A 14,905-nucleotide genomic window follows, 5' to 3' on the forward strand; every position below is an offset into this window, starting at 1 on the left:
TTTTTTATTTGAAAGGAAAAAATCTATAGAGAGAAGGGAGAATATGCATCGGACGTTGCATGGAATCAAGGTGCTTGATTTAACCCGGTTGCTTCCAGGGCCGTTGTGTACGATGTATCTGGCGGATTGGGGAGCGGATGTAGTAAAGATTGAAGACCCCGGATTGGGAGATTATGCGCGCGAAATGGAACCGATGCTTGCGGGTGCGGGTGCGCTTTACCAACTCGTTAACCGTGGCAAACGAAGCATGACGCTCGATTTGCGGCAGGAAGAGGGAAAAGAGATTTTACGGAAGATGGTCTGCAAGGCCGATATACTGGTGGAAGGATTTCGTCCGGGCGTTATGCGGAGGCTTGGATTGGACTATGAGGCATTGTGCGAAATAAATCCGCGTCTTGTTTATTGCTCGATTACTGGATACGGACAGAACGGGCCGTATGCGAAAAAGGCCGGCCATGATCTGAATTATATAGGATTTACCGGGTTGCTCCATGATTGCATTCACTCAGGAAAGACGCCCATGCCATGGCTTCCTCCGGTTCAGATCGCGGATATAGGGGCCGGTACATTACACGCGGTTAGCGGAATTTTGCTTGCGCTTTTTGGCAGGGAGCGAACAGGAAAAGGCACATATCTTGATGTTGCCATGACGGATGGTGTGTTGCCGTTTATGATTCCGGCACTGGGGTACCATCTTGCGGCCCGAGAAAGTGGCAGACCTTCGTTCAATCCGCTGACCGGGGCGCTTGCTTGCTATAATGTTTATGAGACAAAGGATGGGAAATGGATGGCTCTCGGAGCGCTTGAGGCGAAGTTTTGGAAGCGCTTTTGTGAAGTGGCCGGACTTGATGATCACATGCCGGATTATTTGGAGCCTGCCAAGCAGCTGTGCATTAAAAAGGAAGTAACGGCCTATTTCAAGAAATATACAGCTGAGCAGATTATGGATATTTTTAAAGAAGAAGACGTTTGTCTGACACCGGTATTATCGTTGGCAGAGGCATTGGACGATCCGCATTTGCTTGACCGGGGCATGTTTGCGCGCTGGAACGAGCACCCTTCCGTTACACAGGTGAAGAATCCTTTGCTGGCTGAGGCGAACATTGAAGCGCAAGCTTTTCCGCCTGCGCGCGGCGCGCAGACGGAAGAAGTGTTGCGCGGGTTAGGATATGATGACAAGATGATTCAAGAATTAAAAGAAAAAAGCATTATTTAGCGGAGGGCTCCGGTCCTGCTGTCAAGCTCGCTTCCAGATGTCCGAGCAGCTCAAGGAAATGGTTCGCTTCCCGGTACGTATGATCAGCAAAAAGCGGATGTATGATGCCCCGGAGGCAGCACAGCTCCAGTAACTCACGTATCGTTTGTTTAAAGGCGTGGATGTTTTGCATGGCTTCGCGATGTTCCTCAAGGAGCCGGGTTAAAATGCCCGCGGTTTGCGAAGCAGGGCGCATCGATTCAAGATCGACCATCTGGAATAGCAATTGCTCGAACTGATAGCTTAAATCGGTCGCTTCGCTGATAAGGTTTCGCTCCGACGGATCGAGCATGTGCGCGATAAATTTTGCATGATCGGCCATCAGGCGGAGAAAGAAAACATTCTCATTAATCACAGTGTCTGGTAGCGGATCGAGCATGCCGCGATTCAATTGTTCAAGCCGGTTCATAAAGTAGGCGGCTTCCCGGCTTATATGATCAATGAACGATGGAAAGAGATGAGCGTGGATTTTACAGGATAGAATGAGCCCAAGCACGTTGCGCTTATAGGTCCAAAGGCGGGTCGTCGCCTGATACACTTCCATATTAAAGCGTGCGATCGCTTCATGGTCAGTATCAGCAGCAAAAGCACCTGCGCGCTCCTCAATGTTTTCGAACATATGGTAAAATTGGTTTGCTTCTTGAATCAGCCGTGATTGGTCAGAAGTAAACCCGAGGCGTAGAAAAAAGGCGTGTTCTTTCATAATCTGGCTCCAGAAGCGGATTTCGTGGAGTGAACGTTCAGCAAAAAGGTTGGACATGCATTTTCCTCCCTCGTAACAGTTGCTAGTAATATTGTTATGAGAGAAGAAGAGAATTTAGAAAAATGAAAGAGAGGCTGTTCGTGTTTTTTTGCGCAGGAAAAAGATAAGATAATGAAAGAGATAGTTCTCTTGAAAAACGATTACACCAATGTCAAGGAGTGAATATTTATGCAAGAAATCAAAACAGCTGAACAATTTCGGGAAGCGATTCAATCCGATGAGCTTACTGTTGCGAAATTTTATACCGATTGGTGCCCGGATTGCCACCGGATTGACCCATTTATGCCGGAAGTTGAAGAGGCGTATAAAGATAAGGTAACATTCATCAGCGTGGATCGTGATGCGTTTCCCGAGCTTTCCGAAGAGCTTAACATTTTTGGTATTCCGAGTTTTGTCGCATTTCGGAACGGCAGGGAGATTGTTCGCTTTGTAAGCCGCGCTGGCAAAACACGTGAGGAGATCGAAACGTTCCTTAATCGTGCTGTGCAGGTAGCGGAAGCGCTGCAAAAATAAACCTTATGTTTACGTGAGCCGGTATTCACGGGAAAAGGGGAGGAAGATCCACGTGTCAGTAGCGGAACATAAAAAAGAAGCACCGAAGCAGGTCGGCTGCATGATTATTACGGTAAGCGATACCCGAAATGAGGAAACGGATAAAAGCGGGCAGCTTATTCGCAGATTTCTAATAGAAGCAGGCCATCCGGTCGTGCGCTACCAGATTGTCAAAGACGAGCGGGATGCGATTGCGGCGGCAATCGAAGAAGCGGTATCCGCTTCGGATGTGCATGCTATTCTTTTGAACGGAGGAACAGGGATTGCGAAGCGGGATGTGACGTATGAAGTGGTCGCTTCTTTGTTAGAAAAAGAGTTGCCGGGGTTTGGCGAGATTTTCCGCATGCTCAGTTATACGGAAGATATCGGTTCAGCGGCCATTTTGAGTCGGGCAATTGCGGGCGTATATAAAGACCGAGCTATTTTCTCCATGCCGGGCTCTTCGGGTGCGGTGCGACTTGCGATGAGCAAGTTGATTATTCCTGAATTAGGTCATGTGATAAGGGAGATATATAAAAAATAGAAAAGGAAAAGAAAACCAGCGTAGCGACGCTGGGACATAAAGATGGATTGCTAATCAAGCAATCATAACTTATTCTTAGAGCACCTTTGGATGACGAGGGTGCTTTTTTTATCCCAAACCGCATAGGCTCTTTACCCCCAAGTGTTAGCGGAGGTGGGGAAGTTGACTATGGACGAATGTATACCGGCGTTCCAATAGGGACGATCCGTGCCAGTTCATTGACGTCTCGGTTGTGCATCCGAATGCAACCTTTCGATACGTTTTTGCCGATGGAAGCCGGGTTGTTGGTGCCGTGTATGCCGTAATGTTTTTTGGAAAGGCCAATCCACATGGTGCCGTACGGCCCCCCGGGATTGGGAGCTTTGTTGATGATATAAAATGTGCCGATAGGTGTACGTGTGAGCATTTTTCCGACGCCGATGGGGTATGTTTTGATCACGCGATTATTTTGCTGAAGCGTCAGCGTGTGGGCAAAAAGGGAAACATGAATAGAGTATGCCAAGCGATCACCTCCTTTCTTATCGTATGAAGAGAGGGTTGGCCGGGCATGGATGGGTAACAAAAACGTAATGACGGAATCATTGTTGAAAATCAAGGTCGATGGGTTGCAAAGAATAACTGAGGAAACGATCATGGTAGTGACGAAAGCGTGTTAGCGGTAAAGGTACTGCGTTTGTACACAATGTATAAAAATTTGTGTGATTTTCAGATGCCGCGGCGGATGTCTTGCGCCCTGCTTTTTTCTTATGATGGAGACGAAGAAGGTGCATAAGACTGGCTGAAGAAGGAGAGGAAGAAGAATATGAAAGAAGCGGTGATCGTAGCGGGTGCACGTACGCCTGTAGGAGCGTTTGGAAAATCGTTGCGCGACGTGCCGGCGGTTGAGCTAGGTGTGCAGGTGTTGGAAGGATTGATGACGAAAACTTCGCTGAAGAAAGAAGAGGTTAATGAAATTATTTTTGGGCACGGATATGTGCACGGCGGCGGATTGAACTCTGCGCGCATTGCATCCCAGCGCGCAGGATTCCCACGCAGCGCCCCGGCTCATGTTGTCATAAAAGCATGCGGCTCCGGCCTGAAAGCAATTACGACGGCCGCGCTTACGATAGCGGCAGGCCAAGAAGACGTTGTTATCGCCGGAGGTGTAGAAAGCATGAGCAATGTACCATACCTTGTGAAAAACAGGTGGGGCAGCAAATTTGGAAACATTGAAATGGAAGATGCGCTGCTTGCAGACGGACTTATTTGCTCGCTTGAAAACGAACATATGGGCATGACAGCAGAACGTTTAGCTGAACGCTACGGCATCAGTCGTGAAGAACAGGATAAGTTTGCGTACGATAGTCACAAAAAAGCGTTGCAGGCGATTGAGAACGGGCATTTTAACGATGAGATTGTCCCGGTAAAAGTGACCGGGCGGAAAGAGGTGCAGCTGTTTACGACGGATGAGTCGGTTCGCGCTGATATTAATCTTGACAGCCTGGCGCAGCTTCGTCCGGTCTTTAAAAAAGACGGCACGATTACGGCGGGCAACGCTTGCCCGATGAATGACGGAGCGGCAGCCGTACTGATGATGTCACGTGAAAAAGCGGAAGAAAAAGGGCTTACACCGTTGCTAAAGGTGAAAGCTTTCGCGAGCGCGGGCGTGGAACCGAATATTATGGGGATCGGCCCGGTGCCGGCGACACGCAAGGCATTGGAGAAAGCGGGATTAAAGTTAGAGGATATTGGGCGGATCGAGCTAAACGAAGCGTTTGCGGCCCAGGCGCTTGCAGTAATAAAAGAGCTCGACTTGAACCCGGATGTCGTGAATGTGAATGGGGGCGCTATTGCGCTGGGCCATCCCGTGGGTGCAACCGGAGCGAAGTTGACGGTCACGCTGATGAATGAGATGCTGCGTTCAGGTGTGAAGTATGGTATGGTAACGCTTTGTATGGCTGGTGGCATGGGGCTGTCAGTCATTTATGAAAATATGACGATATAAAGATGAATAAGCATAATAAAAGAGCGCGGAAATGTTGCCCCGTGCTCTTTCTTTTTTCTGCTGCCTTCGTTGCGTTGCTGTGATAAAGCACATCCGTTATATGTACTCCTCTTCTCCGGCGTCATTAAAGATTTTCTGCTGGCGTTTTACTTTTATTAATAGTCTGTATGAAAGCTGCGGTAAATTCTCGGCTAAAAAAGCTTGAGAAAAGGAAGAATATTCAATAAAATTAATGTATAAAAATACTGCGTATAAAATAACAAACCATAAACCAAACACACCAAAAAAGAAGGAGGGAGTGCTATGAACTATCGCTTCAGCTACCACGATGAGTACGAACAATATCTGATCGAGCAGATGAGAGCTGATTTAACGATTCATTCTTATATGATGGAAATGACCATCTTTTTCGCCTGGCTTGGCAGGGTGCATCCCCATATGGAATTGCATCAAATCGGTTACTCGACAGTAACCCAATTTATCGAAGAAGAATTGAAAGCAGGGCGTCAGGTGTCGACCGTTAACAAAAAAATATCGGCGCTCAAATCCTACTTTCATTTTTTATGGCTTAAAGGCGTAATTGGCATTGATCCGTGCGCTAAACTGAAGCGGCGACCGGATAAAAAGGAGGAGCAGGCGTTCTATTTAACGGATGAGGAAGTGGACTTTTTGCTTCGTACCGTCGAACAGGATGCGGCCGCGAAAAATAAGCAGGAGATCTATTTGCGCAACATGGCGCTTATCTCGCTGTTTCTATGGGGAGGGCTGCGAATTCAGGAGGCGTCGAATTTATTGTGGAACGAAATCATATGGGAAAATGACAGCACAATTATCGGCATTTCGCTTGGAAATATACGACGGGTTGTCCTCACGGCGCACGAAGCCAGATTTTTACGGGCATACAAAGAAGTCAGCGGGGATTCACCGTTTGTGTTTACATCACGGCAGGGGGAAAGAATGAGCCCGCGCAGCATCCAATTTATTCTGAACACGCTCGGCAAAAAAGCGGGGCTGCACATCCATGCGCAAAAACTGCGCAACACGTTTGTTGTGCAGAAGATGCTGCGCGGTTACAGCCGGGACGAAGTGGCCGATATGCTTGGCATCGAGCAGTTGATTTTGCCTGATCACATTATGGAAGAAATCGCGGCACAAAGATAGGAAGATAAAATTTGTATATCATGTAATTAAACTTAGTTGACTAATTGGAATTGTAGTAATAAAATAATACAAAGTAAACTGCTTTGAATACTTACTTTCTTATCTAGAGAGGTGGAGGGACTGGCCCGGTGAAACCTCGGCAACCATTGGAGACTACATCCAAACGGTGCCAATTCCAACAGGATTTATGTCCTGAAAGATAAGGAGGTGCGATGTGACAACTTTTCATCATCCGTCGGCCTCTTGTGTAACAAGAGGCCAATTTTTTTATTCATTCAGGAGGTGAAAGAGTAAAAAAATATTGTCGGTACATAGATTTCATGTAGACGTGTAAGGGATGGGCTGGATTCAGAAAGTATATAACTTGTTGAGGAGGATTTCCGGTGAAAACAAAGTCTGTATTCATTATGGCGCTTATTCTCATTTTTTCAATGATTGCATCAGCTTGCGGCTCGGCGAAGGAAGAAACAGCTGCAGCCGGTAAAGCAAACGGAGAGAAAAAGGAATTGAAAATCGGTGCTACAGCAGGACCATACAGCGATCAGATTAACAAAGGGATTAAACCGATTCTTGAGAAGAAAGGGTATAAAATTGAAGTGGTTGAGTTCAGTGATTATGTGCAGCCAAACAAAGCGTTGGCCGAAGGTTCGCTGGATGCCAACGTATTTCAAAATCCACTATACTTGAAAAAGTTTGCGCAAGACCATAACTTGCATCTTACAGGGGTGCTTGAAGTGCCGACAGCGCCGATAGGGCTATATTCTAGGAAACATAAGTCATTGAATGATATTCAGGAAGGGGCAACGGTTACACTGCCGAACGATCCAGTGAATCAGGCACGAGCTTTAACCATGCTTGACCAGTTTGGCTGGATTAAGCTGAAAGAAGGGCTCGATCCAACCAAAGCCTCTGAAAAAGATATTGCGCAAAACATTAAAAAACTTACTATTCTTCCGCTGGAGGCGGCCCAACTTCCACGTTCGCTTGATGACGCCGATTACGCATTTATTAACGGAAACTTTGCCATCGCATCCGGATTAAAGCTTAAAGAAGCGGTTGCGTTGGAAAAAACGCCACCTCACTACATGATCGTATTAACAGTTAGAACAGAAGACAAAGATAAAATGTTTGTGAAAGATTTAGTTGAAGCTTATAAATCATCTGAATTTAAAGAAATTACAGATAAAGAATTTGAAGGATTCGTAAAGCCAGATTATCAAAAATAATGGGCTGAATGGTTTAAGTAAGGAGATGAGATCGCTGATGACAAGCGAAGCAACACAAGTAAACCCCTACCTGTTTGGATGGGCGGACCCGGATGAGATACGGGCATACCGACGTCAGCATAAATCGGTAGAACTGCGCGACAAAAGAACAACGTTACGAGAAGCGATAAGCTGGGGTGTCAAACCGGGAAGCTATATTGTCTTTGGCGGTATGGGTTCCGTGCGTACCCCTATGGCTGCCGTCTACGAAATAATTCGACAGGGGATCGGCGATTTGACAGTAGGAGCCAAAGGTTCTCAGCATGACTGGAATTTGTTAACAGCCGCCGGACTAGTTTCAAAAGCGGAAGTGGCCTATGGCTTCGGGGATGAAATTAGAGGACTGTCCCGTCCAGCTCGTGCGGCAGTAGAAAGTGGAAAGTTAAAGGTCATTTCTGAGACAACAAATGCCGCCTTCCAATGGCGTTTTACGGCTGCTATGAAGGGCCTGTCGTTTTATCCCACACGCACGGCAATCGGCACCGACACGCTGCACTACAGTGGTTCTGTACGCATACAAGACCCGTTTACTGGAAGGCCGGTGGAATTGATTCCTGCCTGCTATCCCGATGTTGTGATTCTGCATGTCCATCGTGCGGATAAATATGGTAACTGTCAAATTGACGGCAATATCACAGAAGATTTCGAACTGGCCCATGCTGCCAAGCACGTTATTGTCACGACGGAAAAAATTGTGGCAACGGATGAAATTCGAAAGCGTCCTGACCATACGAAAATCCCTTATTTTGTAGTGGATTCAGTCGTTGAAGTGCCGTACGGTTCTCATCCGAACCAGGTTCCATATCTGTATTCCTTTGATGAAATACACTGGCAGGAATGGCTGGACGCGTCGTTGACCGATGAAGGTGTGGAAGAGTATCTCAACACGTATATCCGGGGCACAAAAGACCACTATGAGTACTTGGAGCGAATCGGGGGTCTGCGCGTACTGCGTGAACTGGAGCATATTGAGAAAGGAATTGCGGATTATCCGCCGGTAGCGAAAAGGAGGTAAGAGCTATGGCAACAGATATGGAACGGATGATCGTTGCTTCTTCAAGATTATTGGAAAACAATAAAAGTGTATTTGTTGGAACGGGAATGCCGCTTTTATCTGCGGTCTTGGCCCAGCGGACGCATGCACCGGGCCTGCTTACTATCTATGAGGGAGGCGGAGTCGGGGGCCAGCCGACCGGAAGATTGCCCATTCAGGTGAGTGAGTCGTTGACGTTTCAGAACGGAATTATTGTCGGTTCCATGGATTATGTAATGAGCCTCGCACAGGCGGGTTTTGTCGAGTATGGGTTTCTTGGGGGAGCGGAAATTGATCCTTATGGAAATTTAAATACAACGGTGATTGGAAGCTGGGAAAATCCGAAAGTCAGACTTCCCGGTTCCGGTGGCGGAGCGGATATCGCTTCCTTCTGCTGGAGAACGATTATTTTAATGAAGCAGGATAAAAGAAAATTTACGCCCAAACTCGATTTTATCACCAGTCCGGGATACTTTGACGGTCCAGGTGCACGTGAGAGCCGAGGATTGCCCGCGGATACGGGGCCGTACCGCGTGGTGACGCAGTTAGGTGTTTACGGTTTTCCCAAAGAAACGCGTCGATTGACTCTTTTGCACTTATACGAAGGAGTGAAACTGGAGCAAGTGCAGGAGAACAGCGGTTTTGCCATTGATATTGATCCGAATTGGAGTTACCTCCCTGAGCCGACACAAGAGGAATTGAAGATATTATATACTTTAGATCCAGGCGGAATCGTGCTTGGCTAATTTTGATAAAAGTGAAGTTTGCTTTTTCGTTTCAGCAAAACCGTTTGAAAAACGGAAAAAACATGGGCTATCTCCAACATTGGACTACTTGGATGTTTTGGGTGTTCTGCCTGAAGAACGGCTTTGCAAGCGAACGCATTTTATCCGTCTATTCCAAAAAATCTGGAAGAAAAATAGCGTAAGGTCTTGCCAATCTCGCTCAAAAGGTATAATGTATTTTTAATATTTTAAAAAGCAAAGCATATCGAGGTGGCTGGATTATGAAATACGCATTTGCACAACGAACCCGGAACTTCCAATCATCCGCGGTCCGGGATATTTTAAAAGTTATTGACCAAGGGAACATCATCTCGTTCGCTGGTGGATTGCCCGATGATGATTTGTTTCCGCTTGAAGCGGTAGAAGAAGCATATAAGCGGGTATTTGAGAGCGGAAAACATTCGCTGCAATATGGTTTAACCGAAGGGTTTATTCTGTTGCGCGAAGCGATTGCGGAACGGATGGCGCAGCGCAAGAACATTCGTATGGATACGCAAAATATTTTGCTTACAACCGGTTCCCAGCAAGCGATTGACTTGTTCGCCCGCATTATGCTGAACCCGGGCGACATTATTCTTACGGAGAATCCTACATATCTAGCGGCGCTTCAGGTATTCCAATCGTACGAAGCACAGGTCATTCCGGTTGAATCGGACGCGTTCGGTATGTTGCCGGAAGACCTAGAGAAAAAAATGAAAACTCATCTGCCGAAATTCGTATATGTTGTGCCGACATTTTCCAATCCGAGCGGCAAAGTATGGTCGCTTGAGCGCCGCGAACACCTGTTGCGCCTTGCGAAAAAATATAATGTCATTATTTTTGAAGATGATCCGTACGGAGAAATTCAATTCGATGAAGCGGCCAATTACACACCCATTGCTGCGCTTGATAACGGTGAAACGGTACTGTATACGAGCACGTTTTCCAAAACGGTCGTGCCCGCCTTGCGCACTGGCTGGGTAATGGGGCCCTATCAGATCATCCGAATGATGGCGCAAGCCAAGCAAGCTGCTGATCTTCATTCCAGTTCCATCGACCAGCAGGCCCTGTATTATTTGCTGCGCGATTTTGATTTGAACGGGCATATTGCGGTATTGCGCGCCGTTTACAAAGAAAGAATGCATGCCATGCTTAACCAGCTGCAAAGATTAGACTTGCCTGGTCTCGAGTATGTCGTTCCGCAGGGAGGCATGTTCTTCTGGGTTTCTCTGCATGAGAAAATCAATACGAAATCGCTGCTTCCTAAAGCGATTGAAAAAGGCGTAGCGTACGTTCCGGGTTCCCCGTTCTATGTAGAAGAACCGAAACATAACACGTTCCGTCTCAATTATACGCACTCTGTTCCGGAGAAAATCGAATTTGGCATGAGTCAGCTTGTCAGCGTCCTTGAAGAAGCGTATGAAGCCATTACAACGGATAAAGCGTTGACGGAAATATAAGAAACTAGGAAAGATAAAGAGAGCGAAGCTGCGCGTTCGCTCTCTTTATCTTTCATCAACCGTTTTTTTAAATTGTAAATAAGGTAAAATAGATGAATAATACCAACTTTTGTAGAGAAGGAGCGAGCGAATGGAAGGCGTGATTCTCGCTGGCGGGCGGAGCTCGCGGATGGGAAGGCCCAAAGAGCTGCTTCCAGTGAGCGGCGTTACGTTCATTGAGCGGACATGGAAATTGCTTGATTTAGTGGCGAATAGTTGTCTAATTGTGTCCAATCACCGGGAACGGTTGACCATGATTTCAGACAGTGTTCCTATATATTCAGACGACATACTAGGGCAGGGACCTCTTGGCGGTATAGCGACCGCCATGCGTGTATCTAAGCACGATGTATTACTGGTGGTAGCGTGCGATATGCCCGCGCTTACTCTGGAACTGTTACGAATGTTGCGTGCGCAGTCGGACGAGTTGCGTGCCGATTTTGATATCGTTCTCCCGCTGTGGAATGGACGGGCGCATCCGTTATGTGCGCTTTACCACCGCAGGTTATATCCGCTTGTCATCAAGCTTTTGCAAAGTGGACGGCGACGTATGTTCGATGTGATACAGGCATCCAGAGTGAAACAGTGGGACGCCACGCCTTATTTTGCAGCCGATCCTTTTTATAACGTAAATACGATGGAAGAGTACAATCATTTTCGAAAGGGAGAGAGAACATGAGGTTTCACCGAGAACCCATTCAGGTGGCGGAAGCCCAGCAACGTATTCTTGCATTTGCCGAAACAGGCGCCGTGGAGCTTGTTCCGTTGACGGAAAGCGAAGGCCGCAGGCTGGCGGAGCCGATTCGTGCCACTAATGATGTGCCACATTTCCCAAAATCTCCGTACGATGGGTTTGCTGTACGCTCAGAAGACACCATTGGCGCTTGCATCACCAAACCTGTTGAACTGGAAATTGTCGGAGCGATTGCCTGCGGTGATGAGCCAGCTTTTTTTGTCGGAAAAAGACAGGCCGCACGCATTATGACCGGCGCCGCCATTCCAAAAGGAGCCGACTGTGTTATTATGTTTGAGATGACAACGGAAAACGAAGCGCCAACGAAAAAAATCGTTGGTATTAAAAAGGAAATGAAACCTGGTGAGAATGTTATTCAATTGGGAGAAGAGGCGAAAACAGGCGATTTGCTTATTGAGGCCGGCAAACGCATCGGTCCGGGAGAGATGGCCCTACTTGCCACGTTCGGTTATGCACAGGTGCCTGTATATTGCCAGCCGAAAATTGGGATTCTGGCCACCGGCTCGGAACTTTTGCAGCCGGAGGAGCCGCTGCGCTACGGAAAAATTCGCAACAGTAATAGCTATATGACGGCAAGCCAAGTTCGTCAGGCAGGAGGCATTCCCGTATTATATGGCAACCTTGAAGATAACCCGGATAAAGCGGTAGAAACGGTGCTTTCCATTCTGGAGGAAACCGATATACTGATTACGTCCGGCGGCGTGTCAGTCGGCGATTTTGATATTATGGTCGAAGTTTTTCAACGTTTGAAAGCAGAACTTTTGTTCAACAAAATCGCGATGCGCCCGGGCAGCGTAACGTCAGCGGTTCGCTATAAGGATAAATTCATCTTCGGGCTTTCCGGTAATCCAGGCGCTTGTTTCGTCGGATTCGAGCTGTTTGTCCGTCCGCTGTTGCAGACGATGCAAGGGAAAAAACAAGTGACTTTACCTGAAATCGAAGCGACAATGGGGCTCGATATGAAAAAGCCATCTTCGTTCACGCGGTACGTCCGCAGTTCCTGGACGGTAGAAGACGGAAAAATAGTCGTCTACCCGGTTGGTCAGGATAAATCCGGTGTCGTGACCAATATCACCGACGCGAATTGTCTGCTTCGTATCCCGCCGGGAGGAAGCGGCATAAGCAGAGGGGATAAAGCTACGATTCTATTGCTACCGTACAATGCGGGAGAATAAGGGGAGAGCATTATGACGCAACACAGGCCGCACGTATTACAGGTTGTCGGTTATTCAGGCAGCGGGAAGACGACATTGCTTGTCAAACTGATCGCTAGGCTGACCGCATGTGGCTATAAAGTCGGAACTATTAAGCATGACGCCCACGATTTTGATGTGGATAAACCGGGCAAGGACACATGGCAACACAGGGAAGCGGGTGCGTGCATTGTATCCATTACCTCTGCCGCCAAAACGGCGATCATGATTCAGGAACGGCGCTCCATTGAAGAATTGCTCCCGATGTATGAAGATATGGATGTGGTGTTTATTGAGGGATATAAATGGGCCGATTATCCGAAAATCGTCGTTCTCCGGCATCCGGAACATACAGAGTTATTGGAGAATGTTACATCTGTGCTTATGGTTGCCGCCTGGGAACCCCTTCCCAACATTTCATGTCCACAGTATCACATAAATGATGTAACCGGCCTGATGAAGGAAGTGTTACTTTATCTTGGAGGAGAAACGGATTGAAGCTGTTTGAAATTGTGGAAGATACGATATCTGTAGAGCAGGTCATGCGCAAAGTGATTCATCCGAACTGCGGTGCCGTTAATTTATTCGTCGGTACCGTGCGTGAACTAACGAAAGGTAAAAAAACACTGTATCTTGAATATGCTGCTTACAAAGAAATGGCGGAGAAACAACTGGAACGAATCGGCCGCGAAATTCAGGAGAAGTGCCCGGAGGCCCGCGTCGCTATTACCCATCGCATCGGGCGGCTCGACATTAGCGATATCGCTGTCACCATTGCAGTTGCGACTCCGCACCGAGCGGATTCTTACGAATATTCTCGTTACGCCATCGAACGAATGAAAGAAATCGTCCCGATTTGGAAAAAAGAGCATTGGGAAGATGGGGAAGAATGGATTGGTGATCAAAAAGAAATCACACCATACCCGACCGGAAAACCGGAGATTGGAGGAAAAGACGCTTGATTACGATCAAACTTTTTGCAGCCATGGCGGAAGAGGCAGGCAAAGAAACGATCGAAATGACGTGGCAGGAAGGAATGACCACGGAAGACGTGAAAAGGTGGCTTGCCGAACAATATCCGTCGCTTGCCTCCCGGATTCCAGCCGCAATGGTCGCGGTGAATCAGGAATTTGCCGCCTTTGCGAACCCGTTGCAAGACGGCGACGAAGTAGCATTCATTCCACCCGTTAGCGGTGGCTGATTCTACATGATAAGAAGCACTCGCGGGTGTTGCTGTTCGCTCTTTTTCCTCAAAAAAGCCAAACGGCCGCTTTGTGGCTCTTCAGTCGAATCGGCAAAACATCTAGGTACTTTGAGGAAGGAGACCATTGTTGATCTTTCTCCGTCCCACACGCTCCACATGGAAAAAGCAATGTTTGAAACACACCTCGCGAGTGTTTCCTCGTTTGCTCGACGGGGGTGCTTCATCGCTATTCTGTTCCGCCCTGTTCTTTTTTGTACTGTTCCAATCCTTTCTTAAACACTTCAAGCAGAGCTTCATGCTGCGTTTTACTTTTGACATAGCTTCGAATCGCGTTAATCTCTTTTACCAATTCGGCATCCAAATGAAGGTTTACTGTTTTTCCCTTTTCTCCGTCTACAAGTTCGAATTCTTCGCCGCGCGGATGAAGCAAGCCTTTTATTTTTATGTTAGGGAGGGGAAACTTTTTGCAGGGAATCAGCAGTTTGTTCCCTTCAATAATAATGGTACTGTTATCTTCGCTGAAATAAAGATTAAAATTTTCTACATTGTATTTGTTCTTATCTCGAAATTTTCTTGCAACCAAAATATTTTCATTTGTATTTTTCATTTCAATTTTGACCATGTTCTTGTACACCTGCCAGTGCTTTTTCGTCTATATCCTGCAATACCGTGTAATCTTCTAACTGGATTTTATATAAGAAGCGGCCCTCGCTCATTCGCACATCTGTTACAACTGCGTACAGCATTTCGTCTCCGTCAGTATACATTACTTCGTCCAATATATCATAGAGAGGAGCGATATATCTTTTTTCATACAAAAAAGAAAAAACGATGGACACGGAGTAGAGGTTGCGTTTTTTTTCCCTGCTTCAGCTTTAGTGCCCAAAACCGTTCACGTTCGTCAATCACTTCTTCGAGATAGCCTTCGTCGGTCCAACGCTTGATGGTTGACATA

The 14,905-nt window shown here is 47.1% G+C and carries 20 protein-coding genes and 1 riboswitch; of the genes, 15 read left to right on the plus strand and 5 right to left on the minus strand.

Features of this window, described 5'->3' with window-relative positions; all coding sequences use genetic code 11:
• Nucleotides 1-43: 43 nt before the first annotated feature.
• A complete protein-coding gene (locus ACH33_RS09380; protein WP_057898786.1) occupies nucleotides 44-1,216 on the plus strand; it encodes a CaiB/BaiF CoA transferase family protein in 1,173 nt (390 codons plus the stop codon).
• Here the strand turns inward: ACH33_RS09380 and ACH33_RS09385 are convergent.
• Nucleotides 1,209-2,015 carry a DUF2935 domain-containing protein gene (locus tag ACH33_RS09385; RefSeq protein WP_057898787.1) on the minus strand — a complete coding sequence of 269 codons (807 nt, stop codon included), beginning with the start codon at nucleotides 2,013-2,015 and terminating at the stop codon, nucleotides 1,209-1,211. The genes ACH33_RS09380 and ACH33_RS09385 overlap by 8 nt on opposite strands.
• Before the next feature lie 171 nt (nucleotides 2,016-2,186).
• On the opposite strand from ACH33_RS09385, the gene ACH33_RS09390 reads away from it, so the two are divergent.
• Both ACH33_RS09390 and ACH33_RS09395 read left to right on the plus strand, forming a co-directional pair.
• Nucleotides 2,187-2,531 (plus strand): thioredoxin family protein, encoded by a 345-nt coding sequence (locus ACH33_RS09390; RefSeq protein WP_057898788.1) that lies wholly within the window; start codon nucleotides 2,187-2,189, stop codon nucleotides 2,529-2,531.
• A 52-nt stretch (nucleotides 2,532-2,583) separates the two neighbouring features.
• The gene (locus ACH33_RS09395; protein ID WP_057898789.1) at nucleotides 2,584-3,093 is read left to right on the plus strand and encodes a MogA/MoaB family molybdenum cofactor biosynthesis protein; all 510 of its coding nucleotides are present in this window, start codon (nucleotides 2,584-2,586) and stop codon (nucleotides 3,091-3,093) included.
• Between the two features lie 166 nt (nucleotides 3,094-3,259).
• Here ACH33_RS09395 and ACH33_RS09400 read toward each other — a convergent pair whose 3' ends face one another.
• Nucleotides 3,260-3,727, minus strand: a complete 468-nt coding sequence (locus ACH33_RS09400; protein ID WP_082705972.1) for a L,D-transpeptidase — start codon at nucleotides 3,725-3,727, stop codon at nucleotides 3,260-3,262.
• Nucleotides 3,728-3,895: 168 nt separating this feature from the next.
• Here ACH33_RS09400 and ACH33_RS09405 point away from each other — a divergent pair, with 168 nt between their 5' ends.
• From ACH33_RS09405 to moaD, 12 genes are all read left to right on the plus strand, one after another.
• Nucleotides 3,896-5,077 (plus strand): thiolase family protein, encoded by a 1,182-nt coding sequence (locus ACH33_RS09405; protein WP_057898791.1) that lies wholly within the window; start codon nucleotides 3,896-3,898, stop codon nucleotides 5,075-5,077.
• Between the two features lie 303 nt (nucleotides 5,078-5,380).
• Nucleotides 5,381-6,238 (plus strand): tyrosine-type recombinase/integrase, encoded by an 858-nt coding sequence (locus tag ACH33_RS09410; protein ID WP_057898792.1) that lies wholly within the window; start codon nucleotides 5,381-5,383, stop codon nucleotides 6,236-6,238.
• Between the two features lie 96 nt (nucleotides 6,239-6,334).
• A riboswitch (SAM riboswitch) is annotated at nucleotides 6,335-6,444 on the plus strand.
• Between the two features lie 177 nt (nucleotides 6,445-6,621).
• Complete coding sequence (locus ACH33_RS09415) at nucleotides 6,622-7,464, plus strand: MetQ/NlpA family ABC transporter substrate-binding protein (RefSeq protein ID WP_236781840.1); 843 nt, start codon at nucleotides 6,622-6,624, stop codon at nucleotides 7,462-7,464.
• 37 nt (nucleotides 7,465-7,501) lie between these two features.
• Nucleotides 7,502-8,518 (plus strand): CoA transferase subunit A, encoded by a 1,017-nt coding sequence (locus tag ACH33_RS09420; protein ID WP_236781841.1) that lies wholly within the window; start codon nucleotides 7,502-7,504, stop codon nucleotides 8,516-8,518.
• Nucleotides 8,519-8,523: 5 nt separating this feature from the next.
• Nucleotides 8,524-9,282 (plus strand): CoA-transferase subunit beta, encoded by a 759-nt coding sequence (locus ACH33_RS09425; RefSeq protein ID WP_057898794.1) that lies wholly within the window; start codon nucleotides 8,524-8,526, stop codon nucleotides 9,280-9,282.
• Nucleotides 9,275-9,505 (plus strand): hypothetical protein, encoded by a 231-nt coding sequence (locus tag ACH33_RS09430; protein WP_057898795.1) that lies wholly within the window; start codon nucleotides 9,275-9,277, stop codon nucleotides 9,503-9,505. Before ACH33_RS09425 ends, ACH33_RS09430 begins: the two co-directional genes overlap by 8 nt.
• A gap of 37 nt (nucleotides 9,506-9,542) precedes the next feature.
• The gene (locus ACH33_RS09435; RefSeq protein ID WP_057898796.1) at nucleotides 9,543-10,760 is read left to right on the plus strand and encodes an aminotransferase-like domain-containing protein; all 1,218 of its coding nucleotides are present in this window, start codon (nucleotides 9,543-9,545) and stop codon (nucleotides 10,758-10,760) included.
• A 130-nt stretch (nucleotides 10,761-10,890) separates the two neighbouring features.
• Nucleotides 10,891-11,478: a molybdenum cofactor guanylyltransferase gene (locus ACH33_RS09440; RefSeq protein WP_057898797.1), complete on the plus strand. Its 588-nt coding sequence runs from the start codon at nucleotides 10,891-10,893 to the stop codon at nucleotides 11,476-11,478.
• On the plus strand, nucleotides 11,475-12,728 hold the full coding sequence (locus ACH33_RS09445; protein ID WP_057898798.1) for a molybdopterin molybdotransferase MoeA: 1,254 nt from the start codon (nucleotides 11,475-11,477) through the stop codon (nucleotides 12,726-12,728). The genes ACH33_RS09440 and ACH33_RS09445 overlap by 4 nt, the downstream gene beginning before the upstream one ends.
• 12 nt (nucleotides 12,729-12,740) lie before the next feature.
• Complete coding sequence (gene mobB / locus ACH33_RS09450; protein ID WP_057898799.1) at nucleotides 12,741-13,244, plus strand: molybdopterin-guanine dinucleotide biosynthesis protein B; 504 nt, start codon at nucleotides 12,741-12,743, stop codon at nucleotides 13,242-13,244.
• A complete protein-coding gene (locus ACH33_RS09455; protein WP_082705973.1) occupies nucleotides 13,241-13,708 on the plus strand; it encodes a molybdenum cofactor biosynthesis protein MoaE in 468 nt (155 codons plus the stop codon). Before mobB ends, ACH33_RS09455 begins: the two co-directional genes overlap by 4 nt.
• Complete coding sequence (gene moaD / locus ACH33_RS09460) at nucleotides 13,705-13,947, plus strand: molybdopterin converting factor subunit 1 (protein WP_057898800.1); 243 nt, start codon at nucleotides 13,705-13,707, stop codon at nucleotides 13,945-13,947. The genes ACH33_RS09455 and moaD overlap by 4 nt, the downstream gene beginning before the upstream one ends.
• Before the next feature lie 229 nt (nucleotides 13,948-14,176).
• Here moaD and ACH33_RS09470 read toward each other — a convergent pair whose 3' ends face one another.
• The 3 genes from ACH33_RS09470 to ACH33_RS19230 are packed head-to-tail and all read right to left on the minus strand — an operon-like array spanning nucleotide 14,177 to nucleotide 14,904.
• A complete protein-coding gene (locus tag ACH33_RS09470) occupies nucleotides 14,177-14,572 on the minus strand; it encodes a hypothetical protein (RefSeq protein ID WP_057898802.1) in 396 nt (131 codons plus the stop codon).
• A complete protein-coding gene (locus ACH33_RS09475) occupies nucleotides 14,559-14,729 on the minus strand; it encodes a hypothetical protein (RefSeq protein WP_156424035.1) in 171 nt (56 codons plus the stop codon). Before ACH33_RS09475 ends, ACH33_RS09470 begins: the two co-directional genes overlap by 14 nt.
• A 31-nt stretch (nucleotides 14,730-14,760) precedes the next feature.
• Nucleotides 14,761-14,904: a hypothetical protein gene (locus ACH33_RS19230; RefSeq protein ID WP_156424036.1), complete on the minus strand. Its 144-nt coding sequence runs from the start codon at nucleotides 14,902-14,904 to the stop codon at nucleotides 14,761-14,763.
• Nucleotide 14,905: the final 1 nt, after the last annotated feature.

Origin of the sequence: Aneurinibacillus sp. XH2, assembly GCF_001439585.2 — a bacterium.
GTDB classification, from domain to species: domain Bacteria; phylum Bacillota; class Bacilli; order Aneurinibacillales; family Aneurinibacillaceae; genus Aneurinibacillus; species Aneurinibacillus thermoaerophilus.